This window comes from Streptomyces sp. NPDC005141 (genome assembly GCF_053599975.1).
Window position 1 is genome coordinate 26,813 of record NZ_JBSFYW010000067.1, and the last position, 21,047, is coordinate 47,859.

Annotated in this window: 21 protein-coding genes; 12 read left to right on the forward strand and 9 right to left on the reverse strand. The window is 71.4% G+C overall.

All coding sequences use genetic code 11. The annotated features are described in order from the left end of the window. Positions 1 to 25: 25 nt before the first annotated feature. Positions 26 to 979, reverse strand: a complete 954-nt coding sequence (locus tag ACWD68_RS34975) for an NUDIX hydrolase (protein WP_451810481.1) — start codon at positions 977 to 979, stop codon at positions 26 to 28. 123 nt (positions 980 to 1,102) lie between these two features. After that, on the reverse strand, positions 1,103 to 2,830 hold the full coding sequence (locus tag ACWD68_RS34980) for an ATP-binding cassette domain-containing protein (RefSeq protein ID WP_451810506.1): 1,728 nt from the start codon (positions 2,828 to 2,830) through the stop codon (positions 1,103 to 1,105). Between the two features lie 616 nt (positions 2,831 to 3,446). Between ACWD68_RS34980 and ACWD68_RS34985 the strand changes: the two genes are divergently transcribed. The 4 genes from ACWD68_RS34985 (at position 3,447) to ACWD68_RS35000 (ending at position 5,757) form a co-directional block, all read left to right on the forward strand. Beyond that, positions 3,447 to 3,659, forward strand: a complete 213-nt coding sequence (locus tag ACWD68_RS34985; RefSeq protein WP_451810482.1) for an STAS domain-containing protein — start codon at positions 3,447 to 3,449, stop codon at positions 3,657 to 3,659. A 221-nt stretch (positions 3,660 to 3,880) separates the two neighbouring features. After that, positions 3,881 to 4,636, forward strand: a complete 756-nt coding sequence (locus ACWD68_RS34990; protein ID WP_451810483.1) for an ANTAR domain-containing protein — start codon at positions 3,881 to 3,883, stop codon at positions 4,634 to 4,636. Then, positions 4,633 to 5,394, forward strand: coding sequence for a GAF domain-containing protein (locus ACWD68_RS34995; RefSeq protein WP_451810484.1), 762 nt, complete (start codon positions 4,633 to 4,635; stop codon positions 5,392 to 5,394). Before ACWD68_RS34990 ends, ACWD68_RS34995 begins: the two co-directional genes overlap by 4 nt. A 111-nt stretch (positions 5,395 to 5,505) precedes the next feature. Then, positions 5,506 to 5,757: a hypothetical protein gene (locus ACWD68_RS35000; protein ID WP_451810485.1), complete on the forward strand. Its 252-nt coding sequence runs from the start codon at positions 5,506 to 5,508 to the stop codon at positions 5,755 to 5,757. A 59-nt stretch (positions 5,758 to 5,816) separates the two neighbouring features. Here ACWD68_RS35000 and ACWD68_RS35005 read toward each other — a convergent pair whose 3' ends face one another. Next, entirely contained in the window at positions 5,817 to 6,257 is a 441-nt protein-coding gene (locus ACWD68_RS35005) for a DUF5994 family protein (RefSeq protein WP_451810486.1), read from the reverse strand. Positions 6,258 to 6,301: 44 nt separating this feature from the next. Then, positions 6,302 to 7,303, reverse strand: coding sequence for an acyl-CoA desaturase (locus tag ACWD68_RS35010; protein ID WP_451810487.1), 1,002 nt, complete (start codon positions 7,301 to 7,303; stop codon positions 6,302 to 6,304). Positions 7,304 to 7,708: 405 nt separating this feature from the next. Here ACWD68_RS35010 and ACWD68_RS35015 point away from each other — a divergent pair, with 405 nt between their 5' ends. Continuing rightward, positions 7,709 to 8,413 (forward strand): DUF5994 family protein, encoded by a 705-nt coding sequence (locus ACWD68_RS35015; RefSeq protein WP_451810488.1) that lies wholly within the window; start codon positions 7,709 to 7,711, stop codon positions 8,411 to 8,413. A gap of 411 nt (positions 8,414 to 8,824) precedes the next feature. Here ACWD68_RS35015 and ACWD68_RS35020 read toward each other — a convergent pair whose 3' ends face one another. Both ACWD68_RS35020 and ACWD68_RS35025 read right to left on the reverse strand, forming a co-directional pair. Beyond that, the gene (locus tag ACWD68_RS35020) at positions 8,825 to 9,271 is read right to left on the reverse strand and encodes an SRPBCC family protein (RefSeq protein WP_451810489.1); all 447 of its coding nucleotides are present in this window, start codon (positions 9,269 to 9,271) and stop codon (positions 8,825 to 8,827) included. A 179-nt stretch (positions 9,272 to 9,450) separates the two neighbouring features. Next, a complete protein-coding gene (locus tag ACWD68_RS35025; RefSeq protein ID WP_451810490.1) occupies positions 9,451 to 10,023 on the reverse strand; it encodes a hypothetical protein in 573 nt (190 codons plus the stop codon). A gap of 220 nt (positions 10,024 to 10,243) precedes the next feature. Between ACWD68_RS35025 and ACWD68_RS35030 the strand changes: the two genes are divergently transcribed. The 4 genes from ACWD68_RS35030 to ACWD68_RS35045 all read left to right on the forward strand — a co-directional run bounded on the left by ACWD68_RS35030 (position 10,244) and on the right by ACWD68_RS35045 (position 12,404). Next, positions 10,244 to 10,753, forward strand: a complete 510-nt coding sequence (locus tag ACWD68_RS35030) for a molybdenum cofactor biosysynthesis protein (protein ID WP_451810491.1) — start codon at positions 10,244 to 10,246, stop codon at positions 10,751 to 10,753. 198 nt (positions 10,754 to 10,951) lie between these two features. Next, entirely contained in the window at positions 10,952 to 11,314 is a 363-nt protein-coding gene (locus ACWD68_RS35035) for an ArsR/SmtB family transcription factor (protein WP_451810492.1), read from the forward strand. Continuing rightward, positions 11,311 to 11,823, forward strand: a complete 513-nt coding sequence (locus ACWD68_RS35040) for an SRPBCC family protein (protein WP_451810493.1) — start codon at positions 11,311 to 11,313, stop codon at positions 11,821 to 11,823. The genes ACWD68_RS35035 and ACWD68_RS35040 overlap by 4 nt, the downstream gene beginning before the upstream one ends. A 26-nt stretch (positions 11,824 to 11,849) precedes the next feature. After that, positions 11,850 to 12,404, forward strand: coding sequence for a TIGR03086 family metal-binding protein (locus tag ACWD68_RS35045; RefSeq protein ID WP_451810494.1), 555 nt, complete (start codon positions 11,850 to 11,852; stop codon positions 12,402 to 12,404). 162 nt (positions 12,405 to 12,566) lie between these two features. Here the strand turns inward: ACWD68_RS35045 and snpA are convergent, their stop codons facing one another. Then, entirely contained in the window at positions 12,567 to 13,265 is a 699-nt protein-coding gene (gene snpA / locus ACWD68_RS35050) for a snapalysin (RefSeq protein ID WP_451810495.1), read from the reverse strand. 187 nt (positions 13,266 to 13,452) lie between these two features. On the opposite strand from snpA, the gene ACWD68_RS35055 reads away from it, so the two are divergent. Continuing rightward, positions 13,453 to 14,499 carry a LysR family transcriptional regulator gene (locus ACWD68_RS35055; protein ID WP_451810496.1) on the forward strand — a complete coding sequence of 349 codons (1,047 nt, stop codon included), beginning with the start codon at positions 13,453 to 13,455 and terminating at the stop codon, positions 14,497 to 14,499. Between the two features lie 250 nt (positions 14,500 to 14,749). Here the strand turns inward: ACWD68_RS35055 and ACWD68_RS35060 are convergent, their stop codons facing one another. Next, positions 14,750 to 16,951 (reverse strand): FUSC family protein, encoded by a 2,202-nt coding sequence (locus ACWD68_RS35060; RefSeq protein ID WP_451810497.1) that lies wholly within the window; start codon positions 16,949 to 16,951, stop codon positions 14,750 to 14,752. 376 nt (positions 16,952 to 17,327) lie between these two features. Here ACWD68_RS35060 and ACWD68_RS35065 point away from each other — a divergent pair, with 376 nt between their 5' ends. Continuing rightward, the gene (locus ACWD68_RS35065; protein WP_451810498.1) at positions 17,328 to 19,337 is read left to right on the forward strand and encodes a serine/threonine protein kinase; all 2,010 of its coding nucleotides are present in this window, start codon (positions 17,328 to 17,330) and stop codon (positions 19,335 to 19,337) included. Positions 19,338 to 19,481: 144 nt separating this feature from the next. After that, on the forward strand, positions 19,482 to 20,564 hold the full coding sequence (locus tag ACWD68_RS35070; RefSeq protein WP_451810499.1) for a DNA polymerase III subunit beta family protein: 1,083 nt from the start codon (positions 19,482 to 19,484) through the stop codon (positions 20,562 to 20,564). Positions 20,565 to 20,616: 52 nt separating this feature from the next. Here ACWD68_RS35070 and ACWD68_RS35075 read toward each other — a convergent pair whose 3' ends face one another. Next, positions 20,617 to 20,943: a deoxyxylulose-5-phosphate synthase gene (locus ACWD68_RS35075; RefSeq protein ID WP_451810500.1), complete on the reverse strand. Its 327-nt coding sequence runs from the start codon at positions 20,941 to 20,943 to the stop codon at positions 20,617 to 20,619. Positions 20,944 to 21,047: the final 104 nt, after the last annotated feature.

The following is a 21,047-nucleotide window of genomic DNA, read 5'->3' on the forward strand; positions in this document are numbered from 1 at the left end:
TTGTCCTCCTTGCTGACGGCGGAGTTCACTCCGTCCAGCCCAGGTGTGTGTAGGACTTCCCGCGGGTGATGGCGGCGAGGGCGGCACGGGTGTAGTCGACCAGGCGGTCGGGGAGCGCGTCCAGCGGCCACCACCGCCACTCCGTGCACCGGTCGGGCTCCAGGACCTGCGGCTCGCCGCTCCAGTGGGAGGCGGCGAAGAACAGCTGCACGCGGGGAACGGGGCTCCAGGAGTTGTGCTGATCCACGGTGTGGACGAGGGAGAGGTCGCTCGCCTCGATGGTGATGCCGGTCTCCTCCGAGGCCTCTCTGACCATGCAGGCCAGCGCCGACTCCCCCTGCTCGCGGTGTCCGGCCGGTACGTGCCAGGTCGATGGCGCGAAGGCGCTCTCAGGGTGGCGCCTGCCGAGCAGGACCGAGCCGCCACGTACGAGGACGAGATGGGCGCCGACGATACTGCGCCCCCGGTGCTCGCTCCCCTCCCGGACGCGCACGGTCGGTGGTGTGCCACTGCTGTCGAGGCGGGGGAACGGGCGCCTCCGGTGTTCGCGGAGGACGGCCACGGCGCCGGGGTCCATGGTCATGTCCGCCGTCTCGTCGACGTGGGTCCAGCGGAGCTGGATGCCTTCGTGGAGCGGGATCTCGTGGGCGGGCCGGTTCAGGGTGCCCCGGTAGACGAGGGCACGGTCCTTGAGCGTGCCCGACGCGTCGAGGGTGTCCAGGATGACGAACGGGGTGAGGTCGGGGACGGTGAGGCCGGTCTCCTCGTACAGCTCGCGGGCGATCCCCTCGGCACACGTCTCGCCGGGCTCGGTGCCCCCGCCGAGCAGGGCCCAGGTCCCAGGGCGCCAGATGGGTTTGTTCGCGTCGCGCAGGTGCAGCAGATAGCGCCCGGAGTCGTCGACGAGAAGGGCGGCTGTGCCGTGCACCTCGATGGTGCGAGGACTGATCGGGGGTCCGGAGGCGCTCGTGTCGGTCACGGAGAGGGTCCTTTCGTGTCGCGCGATCCCGCGGAGCCGAGCCGGGAAGCGGTGCCGTGCAGGGGGCGGGAGGCGGCGGCGTGAACCGGGGGCGGGTGGCGGGGCGTGAAGCCGGTCGGGTGTTCAGCGTTCCTGGGACAGGCGCAGGAGATCGGCGAAGGTGCCACCGGCGTGCACGAGATCGTCGTACGTGCCCTGTTCGGTGAGGCGGCCCTGTTCCATGACGACGATGTGGTCGGCGATCCGGGTGTTCTCCAACCGGTGCGTGACGACGATGATGATGCGGTCCGCCGAGATGGTCCTGATCTTCTCGAAGATGCCGTGCTCGCCTCGTGGGTCCATCTGCGAGGTGGGTTCGTCCAGGATCAGCAGCGGGGGCCGCCGGTACAGGGCCCGGGAGCAGGCGAGGCGTTGCCACTGGCCGCCGGAGAGTTCGGCCCCGCCGAAGATCTCGCGCGCGAGCAGGGTGTCCAGCCCGGCGGGGAGTTCCTCGATGGCCTCGCGCATGCCCACCGCCTCGACGGCCTCCCACACCTGGTGGTCGTCGGCGGACCTGGGCTGGCCCAGCGTCACGTTCTCGCGTGCCCGGAGGGGCCATTGGGCGAAGATCTGCGGTACGAGACCGGTGCAGTTCCAGGCCGTGGCGGGGTCGGCGTGAGCGAGGTCGGTGCCGTTCCAGGTGACCCGGCCCTTGTCGGCGAGGTAGATCCCGGTGATCAGCCGGGTCAGGGTGCTCTTGCCCGAGCCGTTCACGCCGACGATGGCGAGGATGTCGCCGCGCCGCAGTGTCAGGGAGACGCCGTCGACCGCGGGCTTCGTTTTTCCCGGGTACCGGTAGGTGACCTCGTCCAGCCGGATCTCCTCCAACGGCGCCTCGATGACCGCCTGCCCTCGCTTGGGCGCGCGCTCGGCGGCGTCGTCGAAGAACGCCTGCATGTCGCCGAGGTACAGGCTGGTGTGGAACACGGCGGCGCCGTTGATGACGACCTGGGACAGGGCGGCCAGGGTGGTCTGGACGGCGACGACCGCCGTGGCGGCGATCGCGGGCGCGATCCGTTCCGTGACGGCCAGCCAGGCGAGCATGCCCCAGGCCGCCCCGAGGAAGGCTCCGCCGGCCAGGGAGGACAGCACCGCGATCCGCAGAGTCCGGGGCGCGGCGGCGAGCGTGCGCCGGTCGACCCGCTCGGAGAGGGCCCTGTACCAGTAGAGGAGGTAGTCGGTCATGCCGTTGGCGCGGACTTCGTCGCCGTACTTCGGTGTGGTGGCCCACCAGCGCGTCATCCCGCGGACGTTGCGGTCGGCGATGTTCGCGTAGTGGATCTCGTAGTCGACCCGCGCGGTGAGGACCGCGCCGACGCCGGCCGGGGCGACGGCCAGGAGGAGCAGCGGCAGCATCAGGGGGTTGAGCACGGACAGAACGCCGCCGGCGGTGACCATCCTGATCAGGGCGGACAGGAAACGCTGGGCATCCATGACCATGACGTGCGTGCGCATCACTCCCATCTCCGCGGCCTCCTGACGGTCGGAGAAGCCGTCCACCGCGTACGCGGACGCTTCGACGCGGCAGACGGCCTCGACCAGCGCCGAGTCCGTGAGCGTCGTCAGCCGCGGGGTGATGCGCCGCTCCGCGTACGCGCCCACGGCCACCGAGAGCCGGGCGACCGCGCTCGCCCCGGCCACGACCGCCAGGGCCGGAAACGCCTCGTACAGGCGGTCCGACACCGCACCGCCACCGAGGATCGGGGACATGGCCCTCGCCGTGGCGGCCAGCAGGACGGCGGCGGTGACGCCGGTGGCCAACTGGCAGGCGAGCATGAGGAGTACGGCGCGGCGATCGATCCGCCAGGCCATGCCGGTGATGCGGCCGAGGACGCGCGGGAGCTGGGAGCACAGGGCCCGGAAGCCGACTTCGCCGAGCGGGTTCACGGAGTACTGCCCGGAGTACGTGATCTCAGCGGGGGCCGGTGGTGGAACGGACGCGGAAATTGAGGTCAACTGCTCGTCTCCCTGGGCGATTTGATGGGGATGAGGACGACTTCAGATGACTCAACGAGAGGCACGGCGATATCGAACACACGTGTTTCGGCCGCATCGGAATCCGTGCGCGGCGGGGCGGCGGGTCGCGGCCTTCCGGGATACGGGGGCCGGTGGCCACGAGCTGATGGCCGAATCGCCGTGGTTGATGCATGTGTGATGGACGGGACTTACGGTGCGGCCCGCGAGCGCCCGGTGCGCTCCGACAGCGGCGATGCCGGCGTATCGGCAGCGGTCGCCCCCCGCGGGCCACTGTCCTGATCCGGGGCCCGTCGATCCGTACCTGGAGAACGGTGACCACCCTCTCCGCCCCGGCGGTACCCTGGGCCTGCGGCCCGCCCGTGCCCCCGGCCCTCTCCGTGCAGTCTCTTTCCGCGCAACAGAGGCACTGCGCAAGGCGAAAGCCATCCCACCGGCAGAGGAGATGGGACGCATGGGCCCGCATCCCGAGTTGTTCGACGAGTTGCGCGTGGTCCGGGCCGACGGCGAGCTGGATCTGACGACAGCGGCCGCCTTCGCGCGTGACCTGGAGAACGCCCGGCACGGCACCGGGCGGCTGTTCCTCATAGTGGACCTGCGCGGCGTGACGTTCATGGAACGGCAGCGTCCTGGCCCCGCTGTGCGCGGCGTGGGAGGAGTGTCGTGAACGGCTCGGATGGATCCGCGTCGTGCACACCCGGCCCGGCCCCGGTCTTGTGTTCCGGGCGGGCGATCTGCTGGAGCGCTTCCCGCGATACGCGAACGCTCATGACGCGTGGATGGGCTGTACCGCCGACGGTGCGTCGGCGGACCGAGACATGTGATGTACGTCGGAAGCCGGGCCGCACCTCGCACCGAAGACTCCCGTACGGGAAGGAGCGGAGCACGGTGATCAGCGACGGCATGGCCGATGCACTGCGGTCGCTGCGCCTGGGCGGCGGCGATCCGGCACAGGTGTGCATGCGGGCGCTGGGCGCCGAGGGTGTCGCGCTGTCGTTGCTGGTCGGCGAAGACCGGGCGGCCGAGCCGCTCTGGTGTCGACCCGGGCGGAGCGAGCGTTTCGAGGAACTCCAGTTCACGCTGGGCGAGGGCCCGGGGCCGGACGCGGTCCGGACCGGCTCGCCCGTCCTGGAGCCGGACCTGCAGCGGGTGCACCCCGGGCGGTGGCCGGTGCTGCTGCCGCTCGCGCGGGAGATGGGCGTGCACGGTGTGTGCTGCTTTCCGCTGGGCGTGGGGGCCATCCGGGTCGGCGTACTGACCGTGCTGTGCGACGAGGACCGGCGATTGAGTGAGCAGCAGTACGCGGACGCGACCGCCCTGGCGGCGGCGCTGACCGGTGCCTTCCTGAACGTGGAGCAACGCGGAGGGGTGAGCGGAGATGGCAACGTGTCCGGTCTCGGCATGGTGCTGCAGTGGCCTTCGGGGCTGCATCGTGCGGTCGTGCACCAGGCCACGGGCATGATCAGCGTGCAGCTGGGCGTGCCCATGGACGTGGCCCTCCTGCGCCTGCGTGCTCACGCCTATGGCAGTGAGCGCCCCCTCGGCGAGGTAGCGGAAGACGTCGTCGCCCGCAGGCTCCGTTTCAACGACGACTTCGACGACGACAAGAGCGGGCTGTATTCGCCCGACGGTGGAAAGGGATGATCGGCATGACACGCGAACGACGTCTGGCCGAGATCTTCGTGGAGGTCGCGGACTCCCTCGTCGAGGACTTCGACGTCATCGACCTCCTGCACCGGCTGTCGGCGCGCTGCGTCGAGCTGCTCGACGTATCCGCGGCCGGGATCCTCCTCGCGGACGCGCATGGCGAACTGCAGGTCATCGCCGCCTCGGACGAGCACACCCGCCTCCTGGAACTCTTCGCCCTCCAGCACGACCAGGGTCCGTGCGTGGAGTGCTACCGCTCGGGCACCGCCCGGACGAACATCGACTTGTCGCGTACCGAGACGACCGCCGGTTGGCCGCGGTTCGCCGCGCGGGCCCGCGAGACGGGGTATGTGACCACGCACGCCATCCCGCTGCGCCTGCGCAATCGGGTCGTCGGCGCGCTCAACCTCTTCCACACCACCCGGCACCGCCTCGGTGACGACGACATCGCGCTCTCCCAGGCACTCGCCGACGTGGCGACCATCGCGATCCTGCAGCAGCGCACCCTGGAGCAGTCGCACGTCGAGAACAGTCAGCTGGAGACCGCGCTGACCAGCCGCATCTTGATCGAGCAGGCCAAGGGAGTACTGGCGGAACGCTGGAACACCTCCGTCGACGACGCCTTCACCGCCTTCCGGTCCTACGCCCGCTCCCGACATCTGCGGCGCTCCGACCTCGCCGTACGCATCATCTCGGGGGGCTTCGACACCGCGGCCATCCCGGCACCGGTCCGGCCCGAGGGTCACGGCGGCTGATCGCCGCCGTTTCCCGGGGTGCTCAGGCCTGGCAGGGCGGTCCCGCGGGGCGCGCGGGAGTAGAGTGAAAGACCCGGTCAGCGGATCTCCGCCCCGAACGACGAGGTCGCCATGCAGTCATCGGAATCGCTCTCGGACGGACATGCCGAGGTGGGCATCGTCGCGGCTTCCCCGGATGTCGCCCGTCGCGTGGCGGAAGTGCTTCGGCGCTGCTTCGCCGCCACCGAGCAGCGCAGCTATCCCGCGACCGCCGACGGGGGCACGCGGCTCCAGCTCACCGTCGACACCGATCATCCGGCGGAACCGGCACGTTCCTGGCTGGAGACCAGCCGCTCCTCGGCAACGCGCTCCGACGGGAAGTGAACGGGCCTCCAGGAATGGTCCGTTCGGTCGGCTGACAGCCGTCGCTACCGCCCTGGCCGTCAGCCCACCGGCGATCCGCAGGGCGGTCCGTCGCGGGTGGGATCAGCCGTGACGCCCGCAGCGGCCGCCATGAGGGGTTCGGCGGCCTCCGAGGTCGTGTCCGGAGGCACGAGCAGCAGGTCCCAGCGTCCCCAGCCGGGAGCGAGCAGGACGATGGAGTGCCGAGTGGATGCCGGCAGGCTCGTGTGCAGGCGAACGACCTGGTCGCCGACGAGGATTCGGCCGGGCAGCGCGGACCACGCGGCCCCGTTGACCGTGACGCTGCTGATGTGGCCCCATGCGCGAGGCAACCCGGCGAGCAGCTGGGGAAGTTCGGCGAGCAGATCGTACGACCGCGGCCACCACGCTCCGTCGATGGCCCGGGGCAGACCGCCGTGAGGTGCCAGGCGCAGGCGGAGGAGGGGCTGGATGGGAAGCGGGGGCTGCAGTGCGGTGGTCATCGAGGCGCTCCTGCCAACTGCCTTGCATGGATGAGTGTTTGACTTCAGAGGCGACGGGCGGCGACACGCTCCGGGGTCGGCCAGCGCACCTCGGACACCCAGCCGAGGCGTTCGAGGACGCTGATGAAGGCGACCGACGGGTCGAGCTGGCCGCGGTCCACGCCGTGGCGGGCGCTCGTGGGGTCGGCGTGGTGGAGGTTGTGCCAGCTCTCGCCGAACGACAGCAGGGCCAGCGGCCACAGGTTGGTGGCCCTGTCGTGACGCCTGGTGTGGAACGGGCGCTCGCCGATCATGTGGCACAGCGAGTTGACGCTCCAGGTCACGTGATGGAGCAGCGTGATGCGCACAAGGCCCGCCCACAGAAGGGCGGTCAGGCCGTACACCCAGCTGCCGCCGATCGCCCAGCCGAGCCCGAAGGGCAGGGCGAGGGTGAGGAAGCACAGTGCCGGGAAGGCCCGGGCGACGGCCCGGATGTCGCGGTCGGCGAGAAGGTCGGGGGCGTAACGCTCCGCCGGTGTGCGTTCGTTGCGGAACAGCCAGCCGACGTGCGCGTGGAACAGCCCGCGCAACTGGCCCCGCAGGTGCGTGCCGTGGCGGTAAGGGGAGTGCGGGTCACCGGGCCGGTCGGTGAAGGCGTGATGACGGCGGTGCGTGGCGACCCAGCCGATGACGTCGCCCTGGAAGCTCATCGAACCGGCCACCGCGAGCGCGACGTGCACAGGGCGGATGGCCCGGAAGCCACCGTGGGTGAGGCCGCGGTGGAAGCCGACTGTGACGCCGAGGCCGTTGACCGTGTAGAGAACGGCGGCGATCAGCACGTCGGCGGGATGGATGAGGCGTCCCCACAGCAGCCAGCCGGCCAGACCGAGCGCCACGAACGGCAGGACCACGATCACCGCCGTCACCGTCACGTACAGCCGCTCCCCGCGGCCACGCGCGGATACCGAGCCGTCCGGTGGGAAGGGTGACGTCCCGTCGTAGACCTGGGGCGGTGAGGGGTCGTCCGACGGACAGGCCGTCGTGGATGGGGTGGACATGAGAGGCATGCGGAACTCCTCGGCCTCGGTGCGGGTGGCGCGGCCGGGGTCAGGGGCTGCCCCTGTGATGGGAGTCGTGAGAACTGGACCGCTCCGGGCAGCGACACAGGCCGTCCGGGCAGCGGCATAGGAAGAGTCCTCGGTGTCACCACCGTACTCCCGCACGCTCCGAAACGGGGCCTACCGGATCGCGTGACCATCGCGTCGCCACGGACCTCCGGCGGACGCCGGGCGCCGGCTCGGCGCAGAGCCTCGCCACCTCAAGGACGTGGCGACGCCTACCGCCTCTCCGCCTCGCCCGGACCCCCGGCGGCGAACTCCGGTTCGCGCCACGGCAGTACACGAGAGACGGCACCACGACTGTTCGACATCCGGACGGCCGCAGCGCCGCGCCTCGGCCATGCGCGGAGTAATGTGGCGAGCACCGAGGGCACTTCGCGCGCCGGCTTCCATGCCGGGTCGTCTTCGGCGAGACACGAAACCCCGGCCGCCGCACAGGCGGCTCGGAGACGGGTCCGCATCATGTCGGCGACCTTGTACACAATTTTCCCGCCCGTCGAGCCCGTTGCCGCTCCGGCCGCGCGTCTCGCTCTCAAGACGGATGGCACCTCCCGCGGACTCCTGGACGGTGCCTGGTGGCCCCGCTCGCGGGATCTGCTGAGCGAACTGCCCGCGTTGACCAGGGCGCTGGACCCCCTGTGGGGTCGCATCACCCGCATCGCCGTCAACCCACGGTACTGGCCGGTCATTCCGCACAAGATTCCCGTGGACGGCCACGTCGTCAAGGTCGGATGGTTCACCCCGGAGATCGACCCGCACAAGCTGCTGCTGCTCTCCCACGGCACCGGCCGCTGGGATCTTCTGATCATCCCGCCCGAGACCGGGGCGGCGTCGGCGGCCCGGCTGATGACAGCCGCGTCCGACCACGACGGCCCGCCGTTGACCGCGAGCGCGCTCATGGCGGCGGATGAGGACCGGCACGGAGCCCCTGTGGCCGTCCGGCCCCTGGGGCCGGACGAGGCGTGGGAGTACGAGGGCGGCGCCTCGGCGGACTCCGCGGCCATTCCGGAACAGGCCGGTCCGGACATTCGGGCCAGTCGCCTGATCGTCGGAATGTGAGGCGGCCGCCATGAACGACCTTCTGACGGCCGTCGCCCTCGTGGGTCTCATCGCGGTGGCGGCCTACATGATCCACCGGCTCAACCTCCAGCACGCCGAAGGAATCGCCGAGCACCGGTACAGCGCGGCCCGGCCCGGCCGCGGCGGCCACACTGCGCCGCAGCCACCGGTGGGACCGGAGCTGTCCGATGCGCCGACCCCCGGCGAACGACGCGACCCCGCGACGGGGGCAGTGGTCTTTCCCACCGCGGGACCACCCCTCACCGCAGGTGACCAGCCGGGATTCGTCATCGGCTCCGGGGACGGACCGCCGACTCCACCCGGATGGCCAGGCAGAGACCGGGAACGTATGCCTGGCCAGGGGCGGCACGCGAACATCGTCCGGCGGGGACCGGCTGAGGCCGGCGTTCCTCAGGACGCCTCGACCGCCGCCTTGATCCGCTTGCCGAAGGCGTCCGCGTCCTTGCGGGCCGCACTCAGCGCGAAGCCCACCAGGACCTTGCCGATGCCATGGCCCGCGAGGACGTTGAAGATCCTCACGCGGGTCGTGCCGTCGCCGGTCGACTCGAGGTCGTAGCCGCCCTCGTCGGCCGTCACCGTGTTCTTCGAGACTTCCGCCCAGCGGATCCGGTGGGGCGGCTCGAACTCGGTGATGCGGAACTTCCGGCCCGTCTTCATGCCGGCGTCCTTCACCGTGCTGGTGAAGATCGTGCCCACGGCCGTCGGGCCCTCCGGCGTCTTCGTGATCGACTGCACCCTGGGGCTGAACTTGGGGTCGTTCGTGCCGGCGGCGAGGAAGGCGAAGACTTCCTCGACTGGGCGGTTGATCTCGGTTGTCGCCTCGAACTGACCGGACACGGTTCCTCCTGTGCTGCGATCACGGACCGCCCGCTGAGGGCGCGCGGGCTTGCCGCGCACGCCCAGCCTAGGGGCCTGATGCCTCACCGGCGCGTCACACGGACCCATTCGTACGGTGATCGGGACGCGGGACGCGAGGAGGGGCCCTGTTCATGCCCCCGTGCGACGGTTTCGCACGATCAGTGGTCGAAGCTCTCGGTCAGACGCACGGTGTAGCCGTCCTCCTCCATCAGGACGACGGTGACGCCGAAGGGGTTGGGGTGGTCCAGTTCCATGGGGGTGAAGGCGTAGTCGACGGCGGCCCGAATGGGTGGCGGGAGTTCGCCGCCCGGCTGGGGCGCGGGAGCCGGGTTCCAGTCGAGAGCGGTCGTGGCGCCGTCCTCGGAGCCGTGGGACGGCAACCCCTCGCTGTAGGGGAACTGGTGCAGCACATGACCGTCCGGGGTGGCGTGGACCATGTTCAGGCAAGGGGCGGGACCGACGACGGGCAGCCGGCCGGCGGTGGCGACGTCCTGTGTCTCCCAGGCGAGGACGACCTCGTCCGCGGAAGCCGCCGCGGCGATGTTCGACAGTGCCGCGATACCGGTCAGCGTGTCGGCGCCGGGCTCGGTCGGGCGGACCCAGATCAGCCCGACCAGCTCGCCTCGCACCAGCGGCATGATGACCGGCCTGGGCACGGCGCCCTCGCCCACTCCGTTGACGTAGGTGGTTTTCATCGAGCCGACCAGCGTGTCCCACGTCTGCGTGTCCACGGAAGCCCCCTTCACCGCTGCTGTCTTCGATCACCGCCGACCCTGTCACGCGCGCCGTCCCCGTGTCAGCGGGATGTCCTGCGTACGACCCCTTCGGTGCCCTCCGTCGCCGTGCGGGCGGCGGAATCGGTGACAGGGGGCCGGGCCCGGCCGTGCGGGCCGCCTTCGCCCCACACCTCTCCGCGGGTCGGTCATGAGGGCGTCCCTTAGGCTCGATCAGATGCAGCGTGTGGAAATCCTTCAGTCGCTGGTCTCGCCCGTGCACCGGTTCGAGGGCCGCCCGAGCGACGGAGTGCCCGCGCTGCCCGACGCGGACCTGGTGACGACGGCGCAGGTGCGCGACGGACTCGGGATCGTCGGCGACCGCTACTTCCATCACCCCGCTCATCGCAACGCGTCGATCACCCTCATGGCCGCCGAACGCTTCCCGGACGGGCTGGTCGCGGAAGCGGACCTCCGGCTGACCCGGCGCAATGTCCTGCTGCGGGGCGTGGACATCGACGCGTATGTCGGCGCGACCGTCTCCCTGGACTGCGGCACCGGGCCCGTGGTGCTGGCCGTACGCAGTGCGGCCAGGCCGTGCGCGTGGATGGACACCACACTCGGTCCGGGCGCGCAGCGGGCGCTGCGCGCCCGTGGGGGAGTCCGCTGCCGCCCGCTGTCCGACGGGACCCTCACGGTCGGGCCCGCCGTGTTCGCCGTGGTGGAGCAGGCACCCACGAGGGACTGACCCGCGGTCGGGGCCGGGACCACGGAGCACTGTCCGTGCCGTCGAGGAGATCTTCGCGCCGGATGAGCCGGGGTTCCCCCGACCGTCGTGGGGGACGCCCGGCCCGCCCGTCGGCTCTTACTCAACCAGTTGGTTGACAAAGGCGTGGACCCGGCCGTACGGTTATTCAACCGATTGGTTGAATAAGTGAGGTGAGGAGTGACCGACGACCGGCTGTCCCGGGTGTTCTCCGCTCTGGCCGACCCGACCCGGCGCGACATCGTGGCCAGGCTGGCCGCCGGGGACGCCACGGTCAACGAACTGGCCGAGCCCTACGACGTGACCGTGCAGGCCGTGTCCAAGCACATCAGGGTTCTGGAAGACGCCGGTCTGGTCAGCCGGAGCAGGGACGCCCAGCGTCGGCCCTGTCACCTCGAGGGTGAGGTCTTCGACCTGATGACGCGATGGATCGAACGCTACCGCCGGGAGGCGGAGGACCGTTTCCTTCGGCTCGATGCCGTCCTCGAACGGATGGAGGACCAGCCGGTGAAGGGCACCACGAAGAAGAAGGAGGCATCGTGAGCACCGCGAGAACGAACCGTCGGCACGAGACGCAGATCGCCGCCGACCCGGCGCTGCCCACCATCCTCATCACCCGGGAGTTCGACGCTTCTCCGGAGCGCGTGTTCAGGGCGTACACCGACCCTGAACTCGTCGTCCAGTGGCTCGGCCCGCGTCGGCTCACCATGCGGATCGACGAGTACGAGGCGCGCAGCGGCGGCTCGTACCGCTATGTGCACCGCGAGGACGACGGGACGGAGTACGGCTTCCGCGGCGTGTTCCACGAAGTGCGCCGGGACGAGCGCATCGTGCAGACGTTCGCGTTCGACGGCTTCCCGGACGGCGTCAGCCTGGAGACGACCGTCTTCGAGGACCTCGGCGGCCGTACCCGGGTCACGACGACGTCCCTCATGGGCTCCATCGAGGCCCGCGACTCGATGATCAGAAGTGGCATGCAACGCGGCGTCCGCGAGGGCCACGAGCGGCTGGACGAGCTGCTCGCCGGTCGCCCGAGCGGCAACGTGGCATGACGGACCGAGACGGAAGGCTTGAGATCATGACGAGCGCAGCCGATGAACACCGCACCGTCGCGGGGGTCTTCACGGACCGCGTGCGCGGAGTGCGCCCCGGAGCCTGGGACGACCCCGCGCCGTGCGAAGGATGGGTCACCCGGGACGTGGTGCGCCATCTTGTCGAGTGGTTCCCGGACTTCCTGAAGGCCGGCTCCGGAGTCGAACTGCCGAAGGGGCCCTCGGTGGACGACGATCCGGTGGCGGCCTGGACGGTGCACAGCGACGGGGTGCAGGCACTCCTCGACGATCCGGCCACGGCAGGGAAGACGTTGTCGAACCCGCACATCGGAGAGGTTCCGCTGGACCAGGCGGTCGACCGCTTCTACACGGCCGATGTCTTCATGCACACCTGGGACCTGGCGCGGGCCAGCGGTCAGGAGGAGCGCCTCGACCCCGGCAAGTGCGCCCAGCTGCTCGACGGGATGCTGCCGCTCGACGATGTGCTGCGCAAGAGCGGGCAGTACGGGCCCCGGGTCGAGGTCCCCGAGAGCGCTGACGTACAGACCCGTCTGCTCGCCTTCATCGGACGTCAGCCCTGAGCGACGCGACCGGCCGGATCACCGCCCGGACAGGGCGTCTCATCGGGCCGCGGCACCGCACGCGGACGAGCCCGGTGCGGGCCGTGGCTCGATGCCACGGCCCGCACCGGGCCGGCCCAGGTACGCGGCGCGCAGCGCCCGGCACGTGTGCCGGGCGCTGGGTCAGTGCGCCGCCTTGTCCAGCTTGGCGAGTGCCTTCGCGAGGCCGTTGACCCAGAGCTGGTTGACGCGGGAGCGCTCGGCCGCGTTCGGGTAGCGGTTGGTGCAGGACGTACCCGGGCCGCCTCCCGACATCAGCTCGCTGCACGGACCGCTGTAGTGGTCCGGCAGACCGAGGACGTGACCGGTCTCGTGGGCGGTGACGCGGATCGAGTCGTACCGTCGGTTCTGCGCGTAGTCGAGGAAGATGTAGCCGCTGCCGTGGCCGTCCGTGGAGGCGTACGACCCGCGAGAGTCGTTGCCCTCGTAGTAGGTGAAGTCCGCACCGCCCGAGGTCGACTGGAGCTTGACGTTCGACACGGAGCTGTTCCAGATCGAGGCGGAACTCGATATCTGGGAGCGGAAACTCGGCGCCTGGGAGGCGTTGTAGTAGACGGTCACCGACTGCACGGAGGGGTTGGCCGCCTGCTTCTTGGCCACCGACTTCAGTACGGCGTCGAAGAACGCCTTGTTGCCGGCGGCGTCTTCCGCCGAGCCGGAGTACCGGGCCATCCCGGCGGAGGGGGAACCGGCCGGGGTGGAGTCCGCCGACTTGGCACTCGCCGGGACCGCGGTGCCCAGCGCGGCGGAGGCCAGACCGAGGCCGAGCGTGAGAGCCAGGAGTCTCCTGGAGGCCTTCGACTTCATGCGGGAGGACAGCATGTGGGGTGCTCCTACTCGTTCGTGTGGGGTAGTGAACGATGGGTTCAGCAGGAGTCTCGGGTAGGTCAACGGGGCTGCGGATGATGGCAATCGGGGATAGCGCCGAGCTATCGGGGAGCCGACTCGTCAGGCTTCGTCGCGATTTGAACATCTGGTGCGTCGCTCCGCGTCCCCCTACCCTTCCGGCATGGAGCTCGAGGTGAGGCACTTACGTGCCCTGTGCGCCATCGCCGACACGGGCAGCCTGCACAAGGCGGCCCGGGAACTCGGCGTGGCACAGCCCTCGTTGAGCACCCAACTGCGCCGTATCGAGCAGGCACTCGGCGCTCAGCTCTTCGTCCGCGCGGGTACGGGCTGCCGCCCCACGCCACTGGGCCACACGGTCCTGAGCCGCGCCAGACCTCTCGTCGCCGAACTGGCCGCGATCGTCACGGAGACGAGGGCGGCGGTGGCCCGAGCCACGGACGAGTACACGCTGCGCATCGGTGCCACGGCGAGCCGGGCCCTGCCGGGCTGGTTGCGCCGACTGCGCGCCCGTGTTCCCCGGACCGAACCCACCCTCCGGATGGACGTCTCCGCGAACTCCCTGCTGCGGATGGTCGCCGGGGGGTGGCTCGAACTGGCCTTCGTGCACGAGGTCGAGGGCAGTCCCCTGTGCATCCCGTCCGGGCTCTGTCTGCGCGTCCTGGTCGAACGCGAGCCGCAGTTCGTCACGCTCGCCGCCGACCACCCGGCGGCGGAGCGGTCCGAGGTGCGGCTCGCCGACCTGGCCGACGACCACTGGATGGTGGACTCCACGGTCGACGGCGAGTGGGACGGCCTCAGCCGCGTCCTGCGCGACGCGGGGCTCGAACCCGACATGCTGCACGGCGACTACCTCACGGCGTACTCCCTGGCCGCCACCGGCGAGGTCGTCACGGTCAGCCAGCCCACCGCGCGCCCGCGATCCGATGTCGCCGTCCGGCCGCTGCAGGGCGACCCGATAGGGGTGCGACTGCTGCTCGCCGCCCGCTCGGAGGCCGAACTCGACCACGGATACGCCGAGTTGGTGGAGGCCTACTGGGAGGCCGCCCGTCAGGCACCGGCCTACCGCGCGTGGCTGCAGCGTTCGGGTACGCCGGAGGCCACACGAGTCCTGCCCGAACCCGGGACGGCCATCACGCACGAGACGCCCGAGCGGGTGCTCACGACGGACGCGTACCCCCACAGCCAGAGCCGTGCGGTGACTCCGTAAGTCCGGGCGTGTGATCGGTCTTTGTGTATCACCGGGGTCCGAGCGAGCTCGGCGACCACGGCGCGATCCAGCGGCAGGGGGTCATGCCCACTCGATACAGAACCCGGTGGAGATCGAGGTGGCGGAAGCTGCCCTGGACGGGGACGTGCCGTGGAGCGACCCCGCTCGCGACGCCGAGATCGGCGGGTGGGTGCGGTCCGGTTCCGGATGGACGTGGACCGCGGTGAGCACGCGGTACCCGCGGACGACGTCAACAGGCCCGGGGCGCGGCACCCGAGCGCGGCCGGCTGCCCGCGTCCGTTCCGTCACCCGCGACCGGAGGCCGCCCGTCCGGACCGCCCCCGTCCCCGTCGATCGCTGTCAGGTCCGCCGCCAGGGTCTGGAGCCAGCTGTCGATGTCGACCAGCATGGGCAGCACAGGGGCCGGGGTCGTGGAGACGACCTCGGGCGGCAGAGGCGCCGGCCGTGCCCGGACACCACCGGACGGGAGTGCGGCCGCCCGGTCCATCGCCGCGGCCAGTTGCCCGACCGAGTCCCGCGCCCACCGGACCGCGTCGGGGGGCGCCGGACCGTACTCCTGCCGAGGCAGCCAGTGGGACCCGACCACCGCGTGGGAGGCGCAGTTGAGCGCCACATGCCAGTCGGGTCCACCGTCGACGGGATCCCGGCCCCCCTCCGTCCGGTACTGCGCGTAGGCGGCCTCCGCGATACGGAGCCGGTGCCGGGTCAGCCGCAGCGCCTCCTCCGCCGCGGCGCGCCGAGGCACTGGGTCGCCGGGCGCGCCCACCGCGGCGACCACGGTGAGCCGCACCAGGGGCGCCACCGCACGCAGCAGATCCGCGACACTGCGCCGAACCTCGCCGCGGGCTCCGGCGGGCCAGGCGAGCACGCCGCACACCAGTCCGATCGCGCAGCCCGTCAGGACGTCGAGCAGCCGTGCCTCCGCGAGCCGCCAGTCGGGCGGAGCGAGCTGGCTGAAGGCGGCGGCGACGACCAGGGTGAACAGCCCCTGCGCCCAGGCCGGTCCGGCGATCGGTCCCACCGAAAAGGCCACGAACATCGCCGGCACCAGCACGACGGCGTAGACGTCGACGGCACCACCGGCCTCGAAGAGCAGCACCCCGGCGGCCAGTGAACCCACCAGCGTGCCGAGTGCCGCCGAGCGCACCGCGGACCAGGTCGCCCCCGCCGTTGTGCGCCCCAGGGTCAGCACGGCCAGCAGCACCCAGAAGCCGTGCGAGAGGTCCAGGGCTCCGGCCACGAGACGGGCCACGCCGAGCCCCAGGGCCGTGCGTACGGCGTTCTGGAACAGGACTGAGCGCAGGGTGAGATTGCCGGTCAGCCGCAGCGACAGGAGCCGTCCCACGGGCGGCTCCGCGTACCAGAACTGCTCGTGCGGCAGACCCGGCGAGGTGCGGCGCCCTCCGATCGCCACGGCCACCGCGGCCTGGACGGTCATGGCCGAGGCAGCCGTGGCCAGTACCTCGGACCGGTGGCGCAGCAGCCGCGGCGACGCTTCACCACCCGTGCCGGCCCGCGTACCGGACGGGCGCCCGCGTACGGCGACGAAGTCGGCGGCCATCTCCTCCAGGGCCTCGGGTCCCGGAACGGCTCGCACACCGCGCAGCGCGCCCGCCGTAGCGGCGCATCCGGCCGCGACACCGCGGAGCAGGGCCTCGGAGGGCGGATCGCCGGCCGGCGCGGACTCCGGCCGCTCGGCCATCCGGGCCAACTGGTCCAGTACGCGCCGCGTCGCGGCTCCGGCCTGCGCCAGTCCGCGGGCGGTGCGGCCCGCCCCGGTCGGGCGCGATGCGGGTGGCGCCTGCGACAGGCGCAGTGCCAGCCCCTCCTCGCGCAGACGCCGCGGTGTCTCGGGACCATGACGGTGTCCCCGCGCCGCCGCGAACGCCGAAGCGGCCGCGAGGTCCAGCGCCGCGGCGACCCGGGCACGGTAGGGCTGAGCGGGTGGGGCGGGCAGGAGCAGCAGCTCGCACAGGACCAGCAGAGCGCCACCGGCGAGCACGCCGACGAGCCGTTGCGGCAGCGTGTCCGGCGCGTACGGCGGGAAGCACGCCAGCACGTAGAAGAGCAGCAGCCCCGGGACCACACTCGCCGCGGCCGGCCCGTACGCCGCGGCGAAGCAGACGGTGAAGCCGACCACGAGCGTCCCCGCCACGGCGGAGCCGGTCGTCACGGCGAGAGCGGTGCCGAGGGCGGTCAGCGCCACGGCGACCGGCAGCGCGAACAGGACGGTACGCGCCCGGTCCCGGCCGCCGCCGGGAACGGGGGAGAGAACCCCGAGCGAGATCGCCGCGAAGAGGGCGTAGATCGCGACGATCGGCCGGTCCAGCGCGTACAGGGCCGGGTAGAAACCCGCGGCGGCCGCGACCGTGACCCGCGCGGACTTCCGCGCGGCCCGTACGCGACCGGGGGAGAGGGGCCACTGCGGCATGAACGCTCCTTCCCCGGCGCCTCCCCGGGGCCGTCCCCGCCGTACGTCCATTGTCGGCCGGGACCGGGGCGCGGGCAGCACGACCTCCCGGGCCCCGTCCCTGCCCGGTGGGCCCGGCGCACGCGCCCACGGGTCCGGTGACGCGCAGTTCCCTCGACCGCCGGAGCGCCCTCGCGGAAGCCCGCCCGGCATCCGGCGCGACGGCACCGGGCACACCACCGCTGGGCAGGGGTTTTCTCTACCCATGAGGCAGGACAGGGCATAACATCCGGACGGGCAGTCACCCAAAAGGCCTATTGGGGTTCGAAGCTGATCCGCGACTACCTGTCACATCGCTGTCTGCTCAGGCATTCAGTCCCGCACGAAGGAACCATCTGTGAGCGAAACCGGCTCCTCCGGAAGGGTCCAGCCGGCTCATGCCGGCGACCCCTCCCGTATCGGTCCGTACCGGATCATCGGCCGTCTCGGTGCCGGGGGCATGGGTACCGTCCACGCCGGAGTCGCCCCCGACGGAACGCGTGTGGCGGTGAAGGTGATTCATCCCGCGCAGGCCCAAGAGCCGGAGTTCCGGGCCCGGTTCAAGCGCGAGGTGGAACTGTCCTCCCGTGTCACCGGCCCGTACCTGATCCCCCTGCTCAGGGCCGACGCGAACGCTGCGACCCCCTGGCTCGCCACCGCGTACGTACCCGGACCGACGCTGAACCGGCATGTGCTCGCCCACGGACCGCTCACCGGGGCAAGTCTCTTCGCGTTCGCGACCGCCACCGCACAGGCGCTGGCCGCCGTCCACGCCGTCGGCGTGGCGCACCGCGATGTGAAACCGCAGAACGTCATCCTCACGCCCGCCGGCCCCCACGTCCTGGACTTCGGGATCGCGCACGCCGCCGACGGCACCAGCGTCACCCGTACCGGAGTCATGACCGGCACCCCGGGCTGGATCAGCCCCGAGCAGTACCGCACGGGGGCCGCCGGGCCCGCGGGTGACATGTTCGCCTGGGGAGCGCTCGTGGCCTACGCGGCCACCGGAAGAACGCCTTTCGGGACCGGCGCCCCCGACGTGGTCGCGTTCCGCGTGATGTCGGGCGATCCGGACCTGGACGGCATCCCCGCGCCCCTGCGCGAGATCGTGCAGCAGGCACTGGCCAAGGAGCCCGGGGACCGTCCCTCGGCCGCCGACGCCGCCCAGGACTGTGTGGAGCTTCTGGCCTCCCAGGTCACCCAAGTGGTGCGCGCGGAAACGCTGTTCACACGGGCCGAGGACATGGTCACAGCCGTCTGGGACGTACCCACCGGAAGCGATCCGGTGTGGCCCGTGCCCGCGAGCCGCCGGCGAAGACCGTGGGCAGGCGTGGTGGTTGTCGCGGCAGCGGTCATCGGGGGCCTGGCCGGCGGAGTGGTGGCCCTGATGCCCGGCAGGACGGAGGGCGGCGGACCCCGGACCCCGGCCACGGCCTCCGCTCCGCCTTCCTCCTCGACCGGAAGCCCGGGACCGTCCGCGGCGAGCGCGCAGGCGAGCGCGGCGGCGAAGCGGAAGCAGACCGCGAGCGACGGCCCGGCCGGTGCGGAGAGCTGGGCCGAGGCGCGGACGGCACAGGGCGAGGGCGAACACGACGTGGCGCGCGCCGTCCTGCACGACCAAGGTGTTCTCGTCCAGGAACTCGGCGAGGGCATCGAGTTCTCCCCGAAGACCGTCAGGTTCCACGCGTCGCGCCGGGAGGTCTACCTCTCGTACGGGCTCTCCTCCGACGAGCAGGGAACGATGTACGCGGAGACGGAGGTCGCCGGTCTGATGTGCCGGACGCTGCGGGACGTCGTTCTGCGCCTGCACCCGGATCTGCCCTACCGCTCCTATGTCTTGGTGAAGGAGGAGACGGGCCGTGACCCGCAGGTGACGTGGTACGACGACTTCCTCACCGACTCACCGTGCACGTCGGCCGCCGACAACGACACGGGGCAGGCCTCCGACGCCGGTCAGGGCCCGCAGCCGGACGAGGAGGGGCTCGGCCAGGCCATGATCCCCAGCACCGACCGTGATGAGATCAAGGTCGCGGACCGCGCCGCCAGGAAGATCATCGAGCGGACCAACGGGATGCGCACGACGCTCGGCACCGATCGCCTGCTGGGCAACAAGGAACTCAAGGTGGGCTTCGACCCCGGAAGCTCGACGATGTATGTGTGGTCGGACTATGTCGCATGGAACCAGGGGCAGGTCGAAAGCTGGGCGGCCATGACGGCGGGCGAGGCGTGCCGGGCTCTCGTGCGGCAGAAGGACAGCGCCGGCGACGCGTGGCCGTACTCCCGCTATGCCGTGGCGGAGATAGGCGGCTCCGGCTACCTGATGATCCGTTGGGGCGCGGCCGAGACGTCGGCCGACTGTCCGGCCTGATCGCGGGCCGGGCCGAGGACCCGCCCGAACACCGGTCGGGGACCGACCGGCGAGCGGCCGAGGAGCGGTGAAGGAACGGCCGACCCGGCCGAGGTTGACCCTCGACCTGGTCGAGGGCTCAGGGTTCCGGGTGTGGAGAGCGAGATGCGCAGCATTGGTGAGATGGCCCGGGACAGCGGACTGAGCGTCAGCGCCCTGCGGTTCTACGACCGTGGCGGTGTGCTGGTCCCCGCCTGGGTGGATCCGGTGAGCGGCTACCGCTGGTACGACCCCGAGCAACTCGAAGAAGCCCGGTTGCTGGCCCGGTTGCGCCGGGCCGGTATGCCGTTGGCGGACATCCGCTTGGTGCTCGCGGGTTGGTCCAGTGCGGACAGCGACCTGGTGCGAGGGCTCCTTCAGGCGCATCTGCGCCGTCTTGAAGTGGGGTTGTCCGATGCCCGCAGTGAGTTCTCCACGCTCCGAGCACTCCTCGAACGCAGGGAGAAACCCATGTCTTTGCCCCGCACCGCCGCCGTCCGCCTGACTGTCTCCGCGCCGGAACTGGCCGCCGCGCTCGACGCGGTCCGTTTCGCCGCCGGCACCGACCCGGAGCTGCCGATGCTCGGCGGCGTCCTGTTCGACGTCGACGGCGGGACCCTTCACGTCGTGGCCACCGACCGGTACCGGATGGCCGTCGCGCACGCCGACGCCGACGGGCACGCCGATTCCCGCGCGCAGGTCATCGTCCCGTCCCCGCTGGCCGACGCGATGCGCGCCTTGCTCAGCGGCGAGGAGCACGTCCAACTCGCCGTGGACGGTGACCGCGTGAGCCTCGAGAGCGGAGACCGGCAGACGGCGGGCCAATGCCTCGACCACGAGTTCCCGGACTACCGTCGCCTCGTCCATCTGCCGGCCGGACGCCGCGCCCTCGTCGATGTGGCGACCTTCCGGAAGGCGGTGCGGACCGGTCCCGTGCGCACGAGCGACGTACGCGGGCCGGACGGCCAGGCCCCCGACCTCAGCGTGCTCAAGGTGACGGCCGACGGCACGGTGACCCTCTGCGAAGACGGTGACGACGACCAGAACCATGTCGCCGTCAACCGGGAGTTCCTGCTGCACGCGCTCGCCGCCGGAGCCAGGGACCAGCTGATCCTGGAGTTGGGCGCCCCCACCGCGCCCATCGCGATCCGACGGCCCGACGACGAGAACACGTTCTCCATGCTGATGCCGGTCCGCCTGGACAACTGAGCACAGGCCCGGGCCCGTCGTCGCAGGACACAGCGGCAGTCGCGGAGCGACCCTACTGATAGGCGCCGAGTGCCCTGGCCAAGGGCATCCCCGTGCGTCGGGCGTACGTCATCCGCTCGCGGACCTCGCGCAGGGTGCGCGGGCGGTGACCGGGCCCGCCGCAGCAGCTCTTGTGGAAGCGGACGCCCGCGTGGAGCAGGACGGAGAGTGTCCTCCAGGCCGCGGTGTCCCGACGCCGCGGCGGAGCGAAGGCCGACCCGACGTGGATCAGTGGCTCGGCGCAGCGCGGACAGATCCGCTCCGGCCGGTGTGCGTCGTAGGGCTGCTTGTACGAAGCCCGGCACGGCAGGCAGACGTACGAGGTCTTCGCATGGGACATGGCACCAGGCTAGTGCTGCTCCGCGTTAGTTCGTGGAGGGTGGTGTGGTCCAGGCGGTGGGGTCGTTGAGGTAGAGGCCGCAGGCGCAGTCGAGGGCTTCTTCG

What these genes read in the sequence shown, in the direction of transcription:
- ACWD68_RS34980 (WP_451810506.1), bottom strand. Translation starts at nt 2,830, where the DNA reads ATGGCCTGGCGGATCGATCGCCGCGCCGTACTCCTCATGCTCGCCTGC.
- ACWD68_RS34985 (WP_451810482.1), top strand. Translation starts at nt 3,447, where the DNA reads ATGGGCCCGCATCCCGAGTTGTTCGACGAGTTGCGCGTGGTCCGGGCC.
- ACWD68_RS34995 (WP_451810484.1), top strand. Translation starts at nt 4,633, where the DNA reads ATGATCGGCATGACACGCGAACGACGTCTGGCCGAGATCTTCGTGGAG.
- ACWD68_RS35000 (WP_451810485.1), top strand. Translation starts at nt 5,506, where the DNA reads ATGCAGTCATCGGAATCGCTCTCGGACGGACATGCCGAGGTGGGCATC.
- ACWD68_RS35005 (WP_451810486.1), bottom strand. Translation starts at nt 6,257, where the DNA reads ATGACCACCGCACTGCAGCCCCCGCTTCCCATCCAGCCCCTCCTCCGC.
- ACWD68_RS35010 (WP_451810487.1), bottom strand. Translation starts at nt 7,303, where the DNA reads ATGCCTCTCATGTCCACCCCATCCACGACGGCCTGTCCGTCGGACGAC.
- ACWD68_RS35030 (WP_451810491.1), top strand. Translation starts at nt 10,244, where the DNA reads ATGCAGCGTGTGGAAATCCTTCAGTCGCTGGTCTCGCCCGTGCACCGG.
- ACWD68_RS35045 (WP_451810494.1), top strand. Translation starts at nt 11,850, where the DNA reads ATGACGAGCGCAGCCGATGAACACCGCACCGTCGCGGGGGTCTTCACG.
- snpA (WP_451810495.1), bottom strand. Translation starts at nt 13,265, where the DNA reads ATGCTGTCCTCCCGCATGAAGTCGAAGGCCTCCAGGAGACTCCTGGCT.
- ACWD68_RS35055 (WP_451810496.1), top strand. Translation starts at nt 13,453, where the DNA reads ATGGAGCTCGAGGTGAGGCACTTACGTGCCCTGTGCGCCATCGCCGAC.
- ACWD68_RS35060 (WP_451810497.1), bottom strand. Translation starts at nt 16,951, where the DNA reads ATGCCGCAGTGGCCCCTCTCCCCCGGTCGCGTACGGGCCGCGCGGAAG.
- ACWD68_RS35070 (WP_451810499.1), top strand. Translation starts at nt 19,482, where the DNA reads ATGCGCAGCATTGGTGAGATGGCCCGGGACAGCGGACTGAGCGTCAGC.
- ACWD68_RS35075 (WP_451810500.1), bottom strand. Translation starts at nt 20,943, where the DNA reads ATGTCCCATGCGAAGACCTCGTACGTCTGCCTGCCGTGCCGGGCTTCG.